An 18,172-nucleotide genomic window follows, 5' to 3' on the forward strand; every position below is an offset into this window, starting at 1 on the left:
CGCACAAGGCGCTCCGCAACACGCGGCGAACTCCGGCCACGACAGACAGGCTACATTATACACTATTTTTATAGAGAAAGGAGATTTCAACGAGGCGCGGCGAGATTGAAATGTTTTTCGTCAGTTCGCCCGGTTTGGAGATCGATGACCGCTTCGCCGTCCCTGGAGGCAAACCGGCCGGAGCGAGCGTGCGCGGTTGATCGGGGAAAATATTCCACTTGGAATAGTTTTCGAGCCAAAGGGTTTCTTATCTCGACCAGAATACTCGACTATTTTTCGGGCACTTGCGGCGGCCATTGCCTAAAAATGTGGCCGCCGCCATACAATGAGAGTGAAAGACGTGTCCCAAGCAACCACCCAATCCTCACCAAAGCCGATCTATGCCTCCTTCGGCTTCCAGGTCCTGGCGGCCATGGTCATCGGCCTGCTGCTCGGCCTCATCGCCCGCAACATAGGCGTCGATGCCAGCGGCAATGCCAACTGGCTGACGGTCACCCTGCAGACGATCGGCTCGATCTTCGTCCAGCTTCTGCGCGCGCTCGTGCCGCCGCTCGTCTTCACCGCTATCGTCGCGTCGATCGCCAATCTGGCGACGCTGCAGAATGCCGCCAAGCTGGTATGGCAGACGCTGCTCTGGTTCGCGATCACTTCGCTCATCGCCGTGGTCATCGCGATTGCCCTCGGCCTGATCATTCAGCCGGGCGTGGGTTCAGCCGTTTCGCAGGAAGCTGCCAAGGCGCCCTCCTATTCCGGCTCGTGGCTCGATTTCCTCAAGGGCCTCGTGCCCGCAAACATGCTCGGGCTTGAAGCCAGCACCAAGGTCACTGACACGGGTGCCACCACCTCGCTCAATTTCAACGTGCTGCAGATCCTCGTCGTTTCGATCGCCGTCGGCGCCGCTGCACTGAAGGTGGGCGACGCCGCCAAGCCGTTCCTAGCCTTCAACCAGTCGCTGCTTGCGATCGTGCGCAAGGTCCTCTGGTGGGTCATCCGGCTTACGCCGATCGGCACGATCGGCCTGCTCGGCCGCGCCGTCGCCCAATACGGCTGGGAAACGCTGGCGCAGCTCGGCTGGTACACCGCTGCCGTCTATATCGGCCTTGCGATCGTGCTCTTCGTCGTCTACCCGGCGCTGCTCGTCGGCCACGGCCTGAAGCCATCGCGCTTCTTTGCCGGCGCTTGGCCGGCGATCCAGCTCGCCTTCGTTTCGCGCTCCTCGGTCGGCACCCTGCCCGTCACCGAAACGGTGACCGAAAAGAGCCTCGGCGTGCCGCGCGAATATGCCGCCTTCGCCGTGCCGCTCGGCGCCACCACCAAGATGGACGGCTGCGCCGCGATCTATCCGGCAATCTCGGCGATCTTCATCGCGCAGTTCTTCGGCCTGCCGCTCGGCATCCAGGAATATGTGCTGATCGTCTTCGTCTCGGTACTCGGCTCTGCCGCCACCGCCGGCCTCACCGGCGCGACCGTTATGCTGACGCTGACGCTTTCGACGCTCGGCCTGCCGCTCGAAGGCGTCGGCCTGCTGCTCGCCATCGACCCGATCCTCGATATGGGCCGCACAGCGGTCAACGTCGCCGGCCAGGCGCTGGTGCCGACGATCGTCGCCAAGCGCGAAGGCATTCTCGACGAGACCGTCTACAACGGCGACAAGGTGCTCGACGACTTGGAACCGCTTGGCGTCGCTGCACGCGCGGCCTGACGGCATGAAACGACGCATGCGGGCCGCAAGGCCCGCATGCCGTGTTATACTTCAGGCGTTCCGCCTGTTGAGGGATCGGCGATGTCGTCGACCAATTTTCACCTCGTCACCGAATGGACGATCGCCTTCCCGCTCGAAGACGTGTGGCGTGAACTGAGCACGCCGGAGCGCTGGCCCGATTGGTGGCCGTCGGTGAAACAGGTGACGTTGCTGCAACCGGGTGACGAGCGCGGTGTCGGCGCCGTCAGGCGCATGCGCTGGTCGACGGCGCTGCCCTACGAACTGGTCTTCGACATGGAAACCACCAAGGTCGAACCGCCCCTCTTGATCGAAGGCCGGGCCTTGGGCGAACTCGACGGCATCGGCCGCTGGACGCTGCAAGGCGAAGGCAGCGCTTGCCGCGTTCGCTATGACTGGAACGTGACGGTCACGAAGCCCTGGATGGTCCGTCTTTCCTTTATCCTCAGGCCCGTTTTTCGCTGGAACCACGGGGTGGTGATGGAGCGTGGACGCCGAGGTCTCTTAGACAGGCTGGCCTAAAGCAACGGCGGGCCGATTCCGGAAAGGCGCGGAGGCGGACGGCTATTGCCCCAAGGCACGCGCCTCTTGCCTTATGATTTCGCCCAGGCGCTTTGCGCCCGGTCCCGCCGCATCCGGATCCGGGTAGACCAGGTACATGGCGCCCCATCGCTCCGAGCCTTCCTTCAGCGGCAGCGGCTTCAACTGGCCGGCAGCAAGCTCTTCGCGGATCCAGTCTTCCGGATACCACGCAAAACCCATGCCCATGCAGGCGGCGCGAATGGAGGTTGCCTTGTGGCTGACCGTCAGCCGCCTTTCGGTCACGTTCCAGACGCTCGGGCGCTGCCGCTGCAGCCCGCTGTCGCGGATCACCAGATGGCGATGGCCTTTCAGATCCTCGACGCCGAGTTCCCGCCCCAGCTGATGCAGCGGGTGGAAGGGGGCGGCGGCGGCAACCGCGCGGTAGCGCAGGAGCACTTCGCCCGTATGGCCTGCCGGCAGGTTGTCGGCGCAGATCGCCAGTTCGACAGCACCCGACAGCAGCAGCTCGTCCGTTCCACCCATGACGCTTTCATGCAGCTCGATGCGGGTTTCCGGCGCCTCCTCACCGAAGCGTTCGATGCAGCTCAGCAGCAGCCAGGTCGGAAACAGCCCCTCCACCGCCAGGCTCAGCATCTGCTCCTGACCCTTGGCGAGGTTTACAGCCGCCCGCTCCAGCCGCGTCGCTTCGTCGACCAGTGACCTGCCGCGCCGGTAGAGAATGCGCCCCTCCGTGGTCAGCAGCGCCTTGCGGCCCTCGATCTCGAAGACGGCGACGCCAAGCCTCTCTTCGATCTGGCGCACCGCATAGCTGACGGTCGATTGCGACTTGTTCAGTGCCTGTGCCGCCTGGGCGAAGCCGCCGGCGTCGACCACCGCGATGAAGGTCCGCCACTGATCCAGGGATATGCGTAGCATTGATCGAACCACTCGATAAATAGGCGCCAATATTCGAACTTTTTTATCGTCCTGACAGATGTTTGTATAGGTCCAACGAACACAGACAAACGAGGCCGACATGAACATTCTTCTCGTCACAGCCGATCCGGGAGGCCCGTCCTTCGCCAAGTCCCTAGCCGACCGCTATGTCGCCGGCATCCGCGAAACGAAGGCCGCAACCATCGAACTGGCCGATCTTGCCGCCGAAGGTTTCGACCCGCGCATGACCCGCAAGGACCTGGCTTTTTATCGCGAACGCGGACCGCTGCCGGAGGACGTCAGGCGCGAACAGCAACGCATCGAACGCGCCGACCTCCTGCTCCTGGCCTTTCCGATCTATTGGTGGTCGCTGCCGGCCGTAACGAAAGGCTGGATCGATCGCGTCTTCACCAAAGGCTGGGCCTTCGGCAGCGACGATCGTTTCGCCGGTCCGCTTTCGGCAAAGCACGTTCGCCTGATCGCCACCGGCGCCGGCAGCCACCGGCTCTACCAGAAGCACGGCTATGAAAGTGCGATGGCCGCCCAGGTCGCCCACGGCATCTTCAACTTCAGCGGCGTCGCCAATGTCGAGACGCACCTGTTCCTGGACGCGGAGAGCAGCGAGCGCGCCGCGCGCCTGCGCAATCTCGCGACCGCCCACGATCTCGGCCGCGCCTATGCCGAAGGCCAGCGGAAGCCTTCGCCTCAACCGCCCCTGATGCCGGCGACGGCCTGAAGCCGACGGGTCGGCGACCCCCAAGATCTCATCTTCGATCGATCACCACCGAACCGAACGCCGCCACCGGCGGCGCGCGAACGAACCCACGCGCCCCTCTCAACCGAACGCAACACGACAAAGGAAAGAGCCATGTCTACCGTCACGCGCGAAATCCACCTGAAGACCCGCCCGACCGGACTTCCCGGCCCAGAAAATTTCGAGATCGCCAGCCAGCGCCTCGACGAGGCGAAACCGGGCCAACTGCTGGTCCGCAACACCTGGATATCCGTCGATCCCTATATGCGGGGCCGCATGGACGAGCGGAAAAGCTATATTCCGCCGTTCCAGCTTGACCGGGCCATGGATGGCGCGGCCGTCGGCGTGGTCGAACACTCCACCGACCCGGCCTTCTCCGTCGGCGACGCCGTCGTGCATTTCGCCGGCTGGAGGGACTACGCGGTCATCGACGCGGCAACAGCCCGCAAGCTCGATCCGGATCTTCCCGCCCAGGCCTATCTCGGCGCGCTCGGCTTTCCCGGCCTCACCGCCTATGTGGGGCTGACGCGGATCGCCAATGCCAGGCCAGGCGAGACGATCTTCGTTTCGGCCGCCAGCGGTGCCGTCGGCAGCATCGTCGCCCAGATCGCCAAGCTCAGCGGCCTGCGGGTGATCGCCTCGGTCGGCTCGTCGGACAAGGCCGACTGGCTCAGAAACGAGATCGGTGTCGATGCCGTCATCAACTATCGCGAAACATCCGATCTGACGAAAGCGCTCGCAACGGCAGCACCCGACGGCATCGACATCTACTTCGACAATGTCGGCGGAGACCATCTCGAAGCGGCGCTCGCACTTGCCAACGACCATGCCCGCTTCGTGCTTTGCGGCATGATCACCGGCTACAACGCCGGCGGCGCGCCCGGTCCGCGCAACATCTTCCAGGCGATCGAGAAACGCATCCGCCTTCAAGGGCTGATCGTTTCCGATCATGTCGATCTCATTCCGGAGTTCGATCGCAAGATGAGCGCCTGGATCAAGGAACGGAAGATCCAGCTGCGCGAGACCATCGTCGACGGCCTGGAGAATGCGCCTGACGCCTTCATCGGCCTCTTCAAGGGCGCCAACACCGGCAAGATGCTCGTGCGCCTCTAGCTGAAAACGGGCGCATCGGCGAACCGGATCACGCCGCCCCAGACCAAACCGATGCCCCGCCCTGTCGCGGGGCATCGGTGCGTCAAGTGCAGGACGTAGCGACGCGTGTCTCGGATGTGCGGGCGCGTGGAGGTGACAGACGAAGGTACTGCCCGCCGTCGCAGAACCATCGAAAATCGCGCCCTTGATATATCCTATCCAGGGGGATAGGATATTAGGATGAGCGAGCACAGACACGACACCCATCCTGATATCGTCAAGCGGCTGAAACGTGCCGAGGGACACCTGAAGAGCGTCATCGCCATGATCGAAGGTGGCCGCCCCTGCCTCGACATCGCCCAGCAGCTCCACGCGGTCGAAAAGGCGATCAGCCAGGCGAAGCGAACCCTGATCCAGGATCATCTGGACCATTGCCTCGAAGACACGATCGGCGCGCTCCCACGCGAGCAGCGCCACTCCATCGACGAGTTCAAGACGATCACGAAATATCTCTGAGCAGCAAACCCGCTGCCGCAACCCGCTACCGAGCGAGGCCCCATCGTCATGCTGCAGATCCTCGCAAACCGCACCTATCGCCACCTGTTTCTGGCGCAGGTGATCGCGCTGATCGGAACCGGCCTCGCAACCGTCGCGCTCGGGCTTCTCGCCTATGATCTGGCCGGGGCCGAAGCGGGCGCGGTGCTCGGGACGGCGCTTGCGATCAAGATGATCGCCTATGTCGGCGTGGCGCCGATCGCCGCCGCCTTCGCCGAACGGCTTCCACGCCGTGCCATGCTCGTCAGCCTCGATCTGGTGCGCGCCGCCGTCGCGCTGTTCCTGCCGTTCGTGACCGAGATCTGGCAGGTCTATGTGCTGATCTTCGTGCTGCAGTCGGCCTCGGCCGCCTTTACCCCCACCTTCCAGGCGACCATTCCCGACGTGCTGCCGGATGAAAAGGAATACACCCGCGCCCTGTCGCTCTCGCGGCTTGCCTATGATCTCGAAAGCGTCGCAAGCCCGATGCTCGCTGCGGCACTTCTTACCGTCGTCAGTTTCCACGACCTGTTCGCCGGCACGGTATTCGGCTTCCTCGCCTCGGCCGCCTTCGTGGTGTCGGTCGCGCTGCCAAGCCCGAAGGCGGCGGAACGGCGCGGCATCTACGACCGCACCACGCGGGGTCTGCGCATTTATCTCGCCACACCGCGGCTCAGGGGCCTGCTCGCGCTCAACCTCGCAGTCTCGGCGGCCGGGTCGATGGTCATCGTCAACACGGTGGTGCTGGTCCAGGCCGGCTTTGGTCTCACCCAGACCGACACGGCGATCGCGCTTGCCGCCTTTGGCTGCGGCTCGATGATTGCCGCGCTGATGCTGCCACGCCTGCTCGACCGGACACCCGACCGCTTCGCGATGTTTTCCGGGGCGACGATCCTCGTCGCCGGCCTGTTCATCGGTCCGCTCGTTCCAAGTTTCGCTGCGCTGCTGCCGCTTTGGCTCGCCATCGGTCTCGGTTACTCGCTGACCCAGACGCCGTCCGGCCGGCTGCTCCGCCGCTCCGCCCAGCCCGAAGACCGGCCGGCGCTCTTTGCCGCCCAGTTCGCCCTTTCACATGCCTGCTGGCTGATCACCTATCCGCTGGCCGGTTGGCTCGGCGCTACCGCCGGTCTCGAAGTGACCTTCGTCGCGCTTGGCCTCATCGCCATCGGCGCCATCACTGCGGCCGCCCGGCTCTGGCCGGCGCCCGACCCGGACGAAATCGAGCACGTGCATCACGCGATGGCGGACGATCATCCCCATCTCGCCGGCGCGACGCGCGTCGGCAGCGGCCACCGCCACACCCATGTCTTCGTGATCGACAGCCATCACCCCGACTGGCCGGCCCAGCAGTAGGCAAACGACCGCTACCTGGAAGCGGTGCTGTTGCCGGCAAAAGTCAGGATCGCCGCATCGGCGATCTCGGCGAAACGGGCGCTCGGCCCTTCGGCGCCGCTGCTCTGCTGCGCGGCGCGCGCGCCATCGATCAGCAGCAGCAATGTGTCGCCGAGCAGTTCCGCATTGGCGATGCCGGCGCGGCGGCAGAGTTCGACGACGCGGTCGCGCTGCGCATCCTTGAAGAGCCGGATCACCTCGCGTCCGGGGTGGCCCTCATCGGTCAGCTGCACGGCGGCACTCATCATTTCACATTGGCACTTGTCCTCGCCGAGATGTTCGGCGATCCGCCGGACCCAGGCCCTGAGCTGACCGAGACCGTCACCTGGGTGCTGGTCTTCCAGTTCGCGCCAGAAGCCATCCATCTCCATGCCCGCATGGCGCAGGCATTCGACGATCAGATCGTCCTTCGAACTGAAGTGGCGGTAGAGCGTCATCTTGTTGCTGTCGGCAGCGTCGGCGATCGCATCGACGCCGGTGCCGCGAATACCGCGGCGGCGGAAGAGATCGCGCGCAGCCTCAACGATGCGATCGCGCGGCGAACGACGGGATGGTTTGCACAAATCCGTTGTCATCGCAGTGGCCCGGCGTGAACGGCGCGGAAAATCTTGCCCCTTGACGCCCTGTCATTGGTCGATAACATGCGACGATGTTACCGACCAGTAACATTTTCGCCAGCGCGGCATATCGTGGCGCAGCCACTTGCCGCGAAAAGCTCTTCCGGAAACGGCGGCGGTAACTAGCAGAAAATTTTTATGCGCAGTGTCGGTGGGCGCGGTCGTCAGGCGTCTTTTAGCCAGAGCGCACACCGCAGAGACTTTTAAAATTCGATAACGCTCGTGATTTGGTCGTCGTGATTAGGGCCGGACCGGCCCATCATGATCTCGTGCTGGAGCCTTACGATGCGCATGCTGGATGGGCTGAAGGCTGGGGAGACCGTCGCTGACCGCAAGGTCCGCGCGGCGCGCACATGCATGCCGAGTTTCTGCCCCGCTGCCTGCCGCGATGGTGGCGCTCCCAAAGGATCGGCCCCATGATCGACTTCTTCATCCACCGGCCAATCTTCGCATCGGCGATCGCCATCATCATGACGCTTGCCGGCGGCATCTGCTATTTCCTGCTGCCGATCTCGCAGTTTCCGGACGTCACGCCACCGCAGATCGTCGTTGCCGCAAACTATCCGGGCGCCAGCGCCCAGGTGGTCGCCGACACCGTGACGACGCCGCTCGAACAGCAGATCAACGGCGTGCCGGGCATGCTCTACATGACCTCGACCAGCTCGAACGACGGCTCGTCGCGCATCATCATTTCCTTCGAAGTGGGCTATCCGATCGACGTCGCCGCGCTCGACGTGCAGAACCGTGTCTCGCAGGCTGCTTCCTCGCTTCCGGCCCTCGTCAATCAGACGGGCGTGACCATCGCCAAGCAAATCCCCAATTTCACCGTGCTCGTCAGCCTGGATTCGCCCGACAATTCGGTCGATTTCGCCGCGGTCAGCAACTACGCCTATCTGCAGATCCTCGATCCGCTGAAACGCCTGCCGGGCGTCGGCGACGTCCAGCTGTTCGGCGAACGCCGCTATTCGATGCGCGTCTGGCTCGATCCCGACCGCATGGCCAATCTCGGCATCACCGCCGTCGACGTCCAGAACGTCATTGCCGAACAGAACATCCAGGTCGCCGGCGGCAAGATCGGGCAATCGCCGGCGCCGGCCGGCACGCCCTTCGAGATGCAGATCAACGCGCTCGGACGCTTGAGCGACCCGTCGCAGTTCGGCGACATCGTGCTGCGCGCCGACCAGACGACCGGAGCGACGACGCGGCTGCGCGACGTGGCGCGCATCGAACTCGGCGCGCTGCTCTATTCCTCGTCGGTCACTTTCAATGGCAAGGAAAGCGTCGTGCTTGCCGTCTTCCAGGCGCCGGGCTCCAACGCGCTCGACCTGCAGGCGCGCGTGCAGGCGAAGATGGACGAGCTGTCGCAGCGCTTCCCCGCGGGCATCGCCTACCACATGTTCTACGACACCACGCGCTTCGTTTCGGCAGCGATGAAGGATGTGGTGTTCACGCTGCTCGAGGCACTGGCACTCGTCGTCTTCGTCGTCTTCATCTTCCTGCAGAACCTGCGCACGACGATCATCCCGACGATCGCCATCCCGGTTTCGCTCATCGCGACGCTGGTCGTGATGTATCTCTTCGGCTTCTCGCTCAACATGCTGAGCCTGCTGGGCATGGTGCTCGCCATCGGGCTTGTGGTCGACGACGCGATCGTCGTCGTCGAAAATGTCGAACGCCAGCTCGAGGCCGGGTTGCCGCCGCTCGAGGCCACCAAAAAGGCGATGCAGGAGGTGACGGGCCCGATCATCGCGACGACCGCGGTGCTGCTTGCCGTCTTCATCCCTGTCGCCTTCATCCCTGGCGTCGCGGGCAGCCTCTACAACCAGTTCGCGCTGACGGTCGCGATCTCCGTCGCCTTCTCCGCCTTCAATTCTCTGACCCTCAGTCCGGCGCTGAGCGCCGCGTTCCTGCGCTATCGCGGCGAACCGCGTTTTGCGGTCTTCCGCTGGTTCAACAGCGGCTTTCATGCGCTGTCGCACGGTTATGCGCGCAGCGTCGCCGGGCTCGTGCGCTGGCGCTGGGCGCTGTTTGCCGTGTTCCTCGCTGCGATCGCCTCGACCTACGCGTTATGGCAGCGCATCCCTTCGACCTTCCTGCCGGTCGAGGACCAGGGCTATTTCTTCGTCGTCATCCAGCTGCCCGACGGCGCCTCGCTTGAACGCACAGAGGCGGTCGCACGGCGATCGGAAGAGATCCTGCGCGGCACCGCCGGCGTCGATTTCGTCGGCTCTGTCGTCGGCTTCAACTTCCTGTCCTTTGCCGCCCAGTCGAACTCGGCCGTGCAGTTCGCCGTGCTGAAGCCATGGGACGAGCGGCCGCCCGAACAGGGCGCCTCGGCGCTGCGCGAAGCGGTGATGCCACAACTCTTACAGATCCCGGATGCGCTGGTGCTTGCCTTCGACCCGCCGTCGATCCAGGGGCTGGGTGCTACCGGCGGCTTCGAATTCCAGGTGGAGGACCTTGCCGGCCGCAGCGCCGAGGCGCTGAACGAAGCGACGCAGGCGTTGATCGCAGAGGCGCGCAAGCAGCCGGAAATCAATCCCTACCAGCTGTTCACCACCTTCAGCACCTCGAGCCCGCAGTTCGACTATGACCTCGACCGCGACAAGGCAAAGCTGCTGGGCCTGAGCCTGCCGGATATCTTCAGCACGCTGCAGATCTATTTCGGCTCGCTCTATGTCAACGACTTCAACATCTTCGGCCGCACCTTCCGCGTGACGCTGCAGGCAGACCAGGGTGCGCGGGCCTCGGCGACGGACCTGTCGCGCCTGTATGTCCGCAACACGGAAGGCGAAATGGTGCCGCTCAATACGCTCGGGACGTTCAAGCCGACGGTCGGCCCAGAGACCATCACCCACTACAACAACTACCCCTCAGCGCTGATCAACGGCGCGGCAGCGCCCGGCTTCAGCTCGAGCCAGGCGGTGGCGGCGATGGAGCGGGTGGCAAAAACGACGCTGCCCAGGGACTACACATTCGAATGGACCGGCATTACCTATCAGGAGATCCGGGCAGGCTCGATCGCCGCGCTCGTCTTTGCGCTCGCCCTCGTCTTCTGCTTCCTGATCCTGGCCGCCCAGTATGAAAGCTGGTCGATGCCTTTCATGGTGCTGCTTTCGGTGCCGCTCGCGCTTCTGGGTGCGCTCTCGGCGCTGTGGCTGCGCGGTATGCAGATCGACGTCTATTCGCAGATCGGTTTCGTGATGCTGGTCGGACTTGCCGCCAAGAACGCCATCCTAATCGTCGAGTTCGCAAGACGGCGGCGCGAGGAAGGGCTCGACGTGGTCGCAGCTGCCGCGGAAGCGGCGCGGCTCCGGCTGCGGCCGATCCTGATGACGGCCTTTGCCTTCATCCTCGGCGTGCTGCCGCTGATGTATGCCAGAGGCGCGGGGGCTGCCAGCCGCCAGTCGATTGGCACCACCGTCTTCGGCGGCATGCTGGCGGCAACCATTCTCACACTGATTTTCGTCCCGGTCTTCTACGCGGTCATCGAAAAATGGCGCGAGGGCACGTCCTCGCAACCGATCGGCCAGCGTCAAGAGCCGGAGGCGGCGGAATAGGTATTGGAGCCTGACATGCGTGGTTCGAGACTGGTCCTTGCCGCAGTGGTCGTGGTCGCTGCCCTTGCTGCGGCCTATCACTACAAGAACGGCGGCTTCGAGCTGAAGGGCGGCGACGCCGGCGCGGCGGTGGGTCCGCCGCAACAGGCCATGCCTGTTCCGGTCGCCTCGGTCGTCAAGAAAACCATTCCCATCTATCTCGATTATTCGGCGCGCACCGAAGCGATCCGCAACGTGACGCTGCGCGCCAAGATCACGGGCTACATCGAATCGCAGGCGGTGCCCGACGGTTCGGATGTGAAGGAAGGCGACCTGCTCTACCGGATCGACCCGCGCGACTATGGCGCAGCGCTCGATCAGGCGAAGGCCCAGGTCGAGCGGGACGAGGCATCGCTCGCCTATTTGCGTTCCAACCTCAACCGCGGCAACGAACTCGCCACGACGGGCTATCTCGACAAGGACAGCTTCGACCAGCGCCAGAGCGCGGTGCATCAGGCCGAGGCCGCACTTGCCATGTCGCGCGCGGCCGTGCGCACCGCCGAGATCAACTTCGACTACACCGAAATCCGCGCGCCTTTTTCTGGCCGTCTCGGCCGCGACCAGGCGCCGGAAGGAACGCTCGTCAGCAACACCGCGGGAACACCGCTCAACAACCTCGTTCAGCTTTCGCCGATCTATGTCTCCTTCAACCCGAGCGAAACGGAACTCGCCGACATCCAGAAAGCACGGGCAAAGGGCAAGGTGGAGGCGGAAGTGCTTCTGCCCGGCGACAAGGAACCGCGCTATCGCGGCGAGCTCAGCTTCATCAACAACACCGTCGAGGGCAACACCGGAACGGTCGTCGCCCGTGTGACCATCGACAACACGGATCTCTCCTTGCTGCCCGGCCAATATGTTCGTGTGCGGCTGAAGATCCGCGACGAAACGAACGTGCTGATGGTGCCGGAAACGGCGCTCGGCTCGAGCCAGCTCGGCAAGTACATCTATGTCGTCGGCAAGGGGGAAACCGTCGAGCAGCGGCTCGTCACTCTCGGGCCGACGAGCGGCGATCTCATCGGCCTGACGTCAGGGGTTTCGGAGGGCGACCAGGTGATCGCCGGAAACCTGCAGAAGATTTTCCCGGGCGCACCGGTCAAACCGATGCCGGCCGAACAGGCGCAGAAGTAGGCCAAGTATCGGCCCGGGCTACGTCCTTTTCAGGATCGGGAAGACCATTCCGAACGTGATAACGGCGATGGCGAGGACCTGAAGCAGCGTCGGGACTTCACCGAGAACGACGACGCCCGCCGCGGTCGTCGTCACCGGGACGCATGGCATGAACAGCGACGCAGGCTGCGGGCCCAATTGACGAATGACATAGGTGTAGAGAACGCTCGCGAGCGCGCCGGCGAGAAAGCCCTGGATGACGAACTGCGTGGCGATTTCGGCGAACGGGGCGGTGGCAAATCCGCTCGGCGCCAGGATATACAGCAAGGGCAATGGCAGGCAGGAGCAAAAGACGACAGCGATCGTCGCCGTGACCGCATCGACGGACCATAGCCGCACCAGCACCGCATAGGCCGCGAACATGACCCCCGACACGGCAAACAACAGATCGCCGCGCAGCGTTTCCCCGTCCCCAACGCCCGACTGGACGACGAACACCAGAAGGCCGGCAATGACCGTGGCGATACCGGCCAGGCGCACGCCGGAGACCTTGTCCTTGAAGACGACGCGCGAGAACAGGAACGAGAAGAAGACGATTACGGCTGGAGAGAGCGCGGCCGCATGGGCCGCTGGCGCAAGCGCCAGTCCCTGATTGATGATCAGCGGGTAAGGCAGCCCCGTCAACAGCGCCAACACAGCGGCCTTCCGCCAGCCGAGTCGGCTCAGCCTTGGTATGCCGATCCCCAGGAGCACCGGCAGGAACGCAAAGGCAGCGCCCGAGAACCGCAGGCTAACGATGTCGGCCGGCGTCAGATGCGCGCGCAGACTGAACCTTGCGGCGACAAACTGAACGGTGGTGATGGTGACGACCGCCAACCCTGCGAGGATAGCGAGCCGCCGGCGACTGGCACTGTCATCGAACGTCATATCATCAGCGCTTGCAGCCATGGCGATTACCCCTCATTCTCCGCCTGCGATATGCGCATGCTATTGCCGCATTCAGTGCGTCTGAATATGCTGATTGCAGATACTTTGCGTGATATTCACTCTACTGAGGATCATTCAGCGTGAAGAATGAAATTCCGGGTCTCGACACCATCGACCGAACCCTGCTGAGGTTGCTTCAGGAAGACGGCCGGCGCACCACGCTAGAGCTCGCAGGCCGGGTGGGCCTGTCGCCGACCGGCGCCAGCCAGCGCGTCAAGCGCCTCTTCCGCGAGGGTTATGTGAAGGCCGTGCGCGCGATCCTCGATCCGAAGAAGATCGGCCGGGGCACCGTCGTCTTCATCCAGGTGCGCCTTGACCATACCGCCCCCCATATCTTCGAGCGCTTCTCCGAGGCGGTTGCAAAGGCGCCGGAAGTTCTGGAATGCCACATGGTGATCGGCGGCTTCGATTATCTGGTGAAGGCGCGCATTGCCGACATGTCGCTGTTCCAGGATTTTCTCGAACGGGTCATCCTGCCCCTCCCCGGCGTCCGGGAGACGCACACCTACGCCTCGGTCGGCGACGTCAAGCCGGACGCGCTGCTGCCGATCTGACGCCTTGAGCGACTAGCGAGCTAGCGCGCGCAAGCCGCAAACCCCTTCGTCACAGGGTGCAGTCTTCGCCCGGCACGGCCGCCCTAAAACCCAGGAGCGCGCCGAGCGTCGAGCGTTTTTCGACGAGATCCGCAAGCGTGTACTTGTCGAAGACCGCGACGAAGGCGGCCGTGGCTTCCGAAAGGACGGACGGCAGGCTGCAGGCGGGTGCGATGCGGCAGCCCCGGCAGTCGATCAGATCCGCCAGTTCCTCCGTGTGGCGGAGGAGAGCGCCGAGATTGATTTCGTTTGCAGCCCTTGCAAGCCTGATACCGCCGTTGCGGCCGCGCACGGCCTCCAGAAACCCCGCATTCGCGAGGTCTTGAACCACTTTCATCATATGGTTCTGCGAGACCGAGAAGGTATCGGATATCCCCCGGATGGAGCTGAGCCCCGCCGGCTGTGAGCCCAGATAGATCATCAGGCGCATCGCATAGTCGGTGTATTTCGTGAGCCTCATCGCGGGATCTGCGTCAAAAAGTCCGTTCAAAAAACATGCATTTGATTAGCATCTTTGATCGCGAGCGAATAGATGCATTTTAGATACATCTTTAAGGGTTTTGCGATGACCGCGCGAACGGCAGTCGGAACTGAGATCAGAATGATCGTCGAAGACTTCTACGGCGAAGCCCGCATCGACAGGATTTCGAGCGCGGGATGCGTTGCCGCGAGGGACTGGGACACAGCCCCCGATCACCGGCCCATCGAAATGCCGGATGCATTTCCAGGATCACCAACCTGCCCTCACTGATACGTCCCACCGAAAGGAAAGATCATGCCGAAACCACTCTCCCCCGAGACTGTCCAGATCGTGAAGGCCAGCGCTCCGGCGCTCGCGGCCCATGGAGCGGACATCACGAAAAGCATGTATGCCCGCCTCTTCCAAGACGATCACATCCGCGCGCTGTTCAACCACGCCAATCAGGGCGAAGGCGGTTCACAGGTGAACGCGCTTGCGGCCGCCATTCTCGCCTACGCGCAGAATATCGATAATCTCGGCGTGCTCGGCCCGGTCGTCGAACGGATCGCCCAAAAGCATATCGGCTACCACATCCTCCCCGAGCACTATCCCTTTGTTGCCACGGCTCTTCTCGCCGCCGTCGAGGATGTGCTCGGAACTGCGGCGACCCCTGAGCTCCTGAACGCATGGGGCGAAGCCTATTGGTTCCTCGCCGACATTCTCAAGGAGCGCGAAGCCACCATCCGCGACGAGCTGATGGCGCGCTCGGGCGGATGGAACGGCTGGAGAGATTTCGTCATCGCCTCAAAAATTCGCGAAAGCGACGTCGTCACCTCGTTTATCCTGAAACCCAAGGACGGCGGTCGCGTTGTGCGCCACAGACCCGGGCAATACCTGACGTTTCGCTTCCAACTGGACAATGGCCTGGAGATCAAGCGCAACTACTCGATCTCCAGCGGCCCAAACGACAGCTTCTACCGCATCTCCGTGAAGCGCGAAGCACAGGGACAAGGCGGATCGCGATATCTCCACGATCAGGCAACCGTCGGCACCGTCTTGAGCGCGACCCCGCCGGCTGGCGACTTCTTCCTCCCCGAAGCGCCGGCGGCACCGGTCGTGTTGCTGTCGGGTGGCGTTGGCCTGACGCCCATGGTCAGCATTCTCGAGACGATCGCCGAGGAACATCCAAACCTCGAGGCGCACTTCGTCCACGGCGCGCTGAACAGCGGCACGCATGCCATGGATCGGCATGTTCGCGAACTCGCCGATGCCCATGGCAAGATCACGATCAGTAGCTTTTACAGCGCGCCTGCGAACGGGGATGCTGTCGGGCTGTCGCACGACTTCGACGGCTTCATAACGGCGGAATGGCTTCGCAACCACACGCCCATCGCCAATGCCGAATTCTATCTCTGTGGCCCCAAACCGTTCCTTCGGGCGCTTGTCCCGGCTCTTGCCCGGGAAGGCGTTTCCAGCGAGCGGGTCCACTACGAATTCTTCGGCCCAGCCGACGAACTCATTGCAGCCTGAAATGCGCTCTGTCTGCACTTCCACGGACCGTGGAAGTGCTTGATCTCCTCATTGCCGCGGCGCGACCTTCGCGCCGCGGCAAAGCCGATCTTCGCCGAGGATCTGGCAGTCCCGGCTGTGCGTGAGCGCCATCCGAAAGATCGTCCTTGCTTTCGGACCGGCCATGCTGCATTGCAAAAAGAGCCGACACGGCAGGTCAAGCTTGGTCAGAATGCGGTCGTGGCATGCAGCACAACAGACTAAACGTCCTGGTTATCGACGAGAACCGCATCCGCGCCGCCATCATCGAGGACGGGCTGCGCGACGCGGGCTATGACCAGGTGACCGTCATCGACAATATGCATGGTCTTGCGCGACGCATCGCCGATCTCAATCCCGACGTCATCGTCATCGATCTCGAAAACCCGAACCGCGACATGCTGGAGAGCATGTTCCAGCTTTCGCGCGCGGTCAGGCGCCCGATCGCCATGTTCGTCGACAAGTCCGACGAGGCCTCCATCGAGGCGGCGGTCGAAGCCGGGGTCTCTGCCTACATCGTCGACGGCCTGAAGCAGGAACGGGTGCGCCCCATCCTGAAAATGGCGATCAGCCGCTTCAACGCCTTCTCCCGCCTCAACCGCGAACTCGAGGAGACACGCGGCGAACTGGAAAACCGCAAGGTGATCGATCGCGCCAAGGGGCTGCTGATGCGCTCGCGCGGGCTTTCCGAAGAAGAGGCCTATGCGCTGCTGCGGCGGACGGCGATGAACCAGAACCGCAAGATCGTTGAGATCGCCCAAAGCCTCGTCACGGCGGCGAGCCTGCTCGATCCGGGAGGAAAGGAATGACGACGCGCCACGCCATCACCGCCGGTTTCGTGCCGCTGCTCGACAGTGCGCTGCTCGTCGTCGCCCGCGAGATGGGCTTTGCCGAGGAACAGGGGATCGACCTAACCCTTTTGCGCGAACGTTCCTGGGCAAGCATCCGCGACCGGCTTGCGGTTCGCCATGTCGATGTCGCGCATATTCTCGGGCCGATGCCGATCGCCGGCAATCTCGGTCTCAATGTGCCGGCGCCTGAAATGATCGTGCCGATGGCGCTGGGTCTCGGCGGCAATGCGGTGACTGTGTCTCCGGCGCTCTGGCAAAGGATGGCGGAAAACGGCGCGACCACGGATCTCGATGCGCGCGCGAACGGTGCAGCCCTGCGCAAGACGATCGATGCGCAGATGGGCGCGCCGTTGCGCTTTGCAGTCGTGCACCCCTATTCCGGGCACAATTACGAACTGCGCTACTGGCTGGCGGCGAGCGGCATCGATCCGGACCGTGATATCGAGATCGTCGTGCTGCCGCCGCCCGATATGGGCGATGCGCTCGCCGAAGGCGTGATCGACGGCTATTGCGCCGGCGAGCCCTGGAACACCTTCGGCGTGCTTCGCCGCGGCGCGCATCTCGCCACCGTCAAGGCAGCGATCTGGCGGTCCAGCCCGGAAAAGGTCCTTGGCGTCAACGCCCGGTGGGGGCAAGCCAACCCGGAGGCCATGGCCGCCTTGCTCGTGGCGCTTCATCTGGCCTCGCTCTGGTGCGCCCGCCCGGAAAACCACGAGACGCTCGCGACCCTTCTGGCAAGGCCTGCTTATGTGGGGCGCGACGCCGAACTGCTTCTTCCCGCCCTCAAGGGCACCCTGCCGGTCGGCGGTGGTAAGGTCCGGGCCGTCAGGGACTTCTTCGTTCCGAACGCCAAGGCTGCGACCTTCCCCTGGAAGAGCCATGCCCTCTGGTTCTACACCCAGATGGTGCGCTGGCGGCAGATCGAGCATATGGCCGAGCGCCAGCGCATCGCCGCGGAAACCTATCGCCCGGACATCTACCGCGCCGCCCTGAAACACCTTGGCATCGCCATGCCGTCGGCAAGCGCCAAGGTGGAAGGCGCTTTGACCGTGGAAACCCCGGTTGGCTCGTCGGGCGCCCTGACGCTTGGGCCCGATGGTTTCTTCGACGGCGGACGCTTCGATCCCGACGACCTCGATGCCTATATCGCGGCCCAGTCTGCGAACTGAATGCGCGACGCCTAATTTATGCGCATTGCACAAAAAATGGCTTCGCACTGCACCAAGGAATGTCATCCGCCGGGATGACACCAGGCCGGCAATTCCACTTTTTCTTTTAGATCAATAGCTTGCCAAAACTGGCACGCTGATTGCTTTTCTTATTGCAGGCCCTCGGGCCAAGAGATCGGCGTCCAACGACGGGCGCCCCACCAGCAAAGCCGCTGATCAGGACTGCGCACACGGGGCAAACCGTGTCGGGCATACCTGGCCAGCGGCTTTTTGTTTTTCACCCCCAAGATG

16 protein-coding genes are annotated in these 18,172 nt (G+C 63.5%); 12 read left to right on the forward strand and 4 right to left on the reverse strand.

Annotated features, from left to right (window positions below; all coding sequences use genetic code 11):
- Positions 1-340 precede the first annotated feature (340 nt).
- Together L981_RS01575 and L981_RS01580 are read left to right on the forward strand one after the other, a co-directional pair.
- Positions 341-1,702, forward strand: coding sequence for a dicarboxylate/amino acid:cation symporter (locus tag L981_RS01575; protein WP_043611108.1), 1,362 nt, complete (start codon positions 341-343; stop codon positions 1,700-1,702).
- Positions 1,703-1,783: 81 nt separating this feature from the next.
- Entirely contained in the window at positions 1,784-2,242 is a 459-nt protein-coding gene (locus L981_RS01580) for an SRPBCC family protein (RefSeq protein WP_043611109.1), read from the forward strand.
- 42 nt (positions 2,243-2,284) lie between these two features.
- On the opposite strand, the gene L981_RS01585 is transcribed toward L981_RS01580, so the two are convergent.
- Positions 2,285-3,178, reverse strand: a complete 894-nt coding sequence (locus tag L981_RS01585) for a LysR family transcriptional regulator (protein WP_043611110.1) — start codon at positions 3,176-3,178, stop codon at positions 2,285-2,287.
- Between the two features lie 100 nt (positions 3,179-3,278).
- On the opposite strand from L981_RS01585, the gene L981_RS01590 reads away from it, so the two are divergent.
- From L981_RS01590 to L981_RS01605, 4 genes are all read left to right on the forward strand, one after another.
- Complete coding sequence (locus L981_RS01590) at positions 3,279-3,914, forward strand: NAD(P)H-dependent oxidoreductase (protein ID WP_043611114.1); 636 nt, start codon at positions 3,279-3,281, stop codon at positions 3,912-3,914.
- Positions 3,915-4,046: 132 nt separating this feature from the next.
- Positions 4,047-5,045 carry an NADP-dependent oxidoreductase gene (locus L981_RS01595; RefSeq protein ID WP_043611115.1) on the forward strand — a complete coding sequence of 333 codons (999 nt, stop codon included), beginning with the start codon at positions 4,047-4,049 and terminating at the stop codon, positions 5,043-5,045.
- 219 nt (positions 5,046-5,264) lie between these two features.
- Positions 5,265-5,540 carry a metal-sensing transcriptional repressor gene (locus L981_RS01600; protein ID WP_043611116.1) on the forward strand — a complete coding sequence of 92 codons (276 nt, stop codon included), beginning with the start codon at positions 5,265-5,267 and terminating at the stop codon, positions 5,538-5,540.
- Between the two features lie 48 nt (positions 5,541-5,588).
- Positions 5,589-6,911 (forward strand): MFS transporter, encoded by a 1,323-nt coding sequence (locus L981_RS01605; RefSeq protein WP_043611118.1) that lies wholly within the window; start codon positions 5,589-5,591, stop codon positions 6,909-6,911.
- A gap of 11 nt (positions 6,912-6,922) precedes the next feature.
- Here the strand turns inward: L981_RS01605 and L981_RS01610 are convergent, their stop codons facing one another.
- Positions 6,923-7,525: a TetR/AcrR family transcriptional regulator gene (locus tag L981_RS01610; protein ID WP_043611120.1), complete on the reverse strand. Its 603-nt coding sequence runs from the start codon at positions 7,523-7,525 to the stop codon at positions 6,923-6,925.
- A gap of 458 nt (positions 7,526-7,983) precedes the next feature.
- Here L981_RS01610 and L981_RS01615 point away from each other — a divergent pair, with 458 nt between their 5' ends.
- Together L981_RS01615 and L981_RS01620 are read left to right on the forward strand one after the other, a co-directional pair.
- Positions 7,984-11,127, forward strand: a complete 3,144-nt coding sequence (locus L981_RS01615; RefSeq protein ID WP_043611165.1) for an efflux RND transporter permease subunit — start codon at positions 7,984-7,986, stop codon at positions 11,125-11,127.
- A gap of 15 nt (positions 11,128-11,142) precedes the next feature.
- A complete protein-coding gene (locus tag L981_RS01620; RefSeq protein WP_043611121.1) occupies positions 11,143-12,294 on the forward strand; it encodes an efflux RND transporter periplasmic adaptor subunit in 1,152 nt (383 codons plus the stop codon).
- Positions 12,295-12,312: 18 nt separating this feature from the next.
- Here the strand turns inward: L981_RS01620 and L981_RS01625 are convergent, their stop codons facing one another.
- Positions 12,313-13,200: a DMT family transporter gene (locus L981_RS01625; RefSeq protein ID WP_156133941.1), complete on the reverse strand. Its 888-nt coding sequence runs from the start codon at positions 13,198-13,200 to the stop codon at positions 12,313-12,315.
- Positions 13,201-13,352: 152 nt separating this feature from the next.
- On the opposite strand from L981_RS01625, the gene L981_RS01630 reads away from it, so the two are divergent.
- The gene (locus L981_RS01630) at positions 13,353-13,814 is read left to right on the forward strand and encodes an Lrp/AsnC family transcriptional regulator (protein WP_052201531.1); all 462 of its coding nucleotides are present in this window, start codon (positions 13,353-13,355) and stop codon (positions 13,812-13,814) included.
- A gap of 49 nt (positions 13,815-13,863) precedes the next feature.
- Here L981_RS01630 and L981_RS01635 read toward each other — a convergent pair whose 3' ends face one another.
- The gene (locus L981_RS01635; RefSeq protein ID WP_052201528.1) at positions 13,864-14,313 is read right to left on the reverse strand and encodes an Rrf2 family transcriptional regulator; all 450 of its coding nucleotides are present in this window, start codon (positions 14,311-14,313) and stop codon (positions 13,864-13,866) included.
- Between the two features lie 315 nt (positions 14,314-14,628).
- Here L981_RS01635 and hmpA point away from each other — a divergent pair, with 315 nt between their 5' ends.
- The 3 genes from hmpA (at position 14,629) to L981_RS01650 (ending at position 17,881) form a co-directional block, all read left to right on the forward strand.
- A complete protein-coding gene (gene hmpA, locus L981_RS01640; RefSeq protein WP_043611125.1) occupies positions 14,629-15,843 on the forward strand; it encodes an NO-inducible flavohemoprotein in 1,215 nt (404 codons plus the stop codon).
- Positions 15,844-16,067: 224 nt separating this feature from the next.
- Positions 16,068-16,670 carry an ANTAR domain-containing response regulator gene (locus L981_RS01645; RefSeq protein ID WP_043611128.1) on the forward strand — a complete coding sequence of 201 codons (603 nt, stop codon included), beginning with the start codon at positions 16,068-16,070 and terminating at the stop codon, positions 16,668-16,670.
- The gene (locus L981_RS01650) at positions 16,667-17,881 is read left to right on the forward strand and encodes a CmpA/NrtA family ABC transporter substrate-binding protein (protein WP_043611131.1); all 1,215 of its coding nucleotides are present in this window, start codon (positions 16,667-16,669) and stop codon (positions 17,879-17,881) included. The genes L981_RS01645 and L981_RS01650 overlap by 4 nt, the downstream gene beginning before the upstream one ends.
- Positions 17,882-18,172 lie beyond the last annotated feature (291 nt).

Origin of the sequence: Ensifer sp. ZNC0028, from assembly GCF_000799055.1 — a bacterium.
GTDB lineage: Bacteria > Pseudomonadota > Alphaproteobacteria > Rhizobiales > Rhizobiaceae > Ensifer.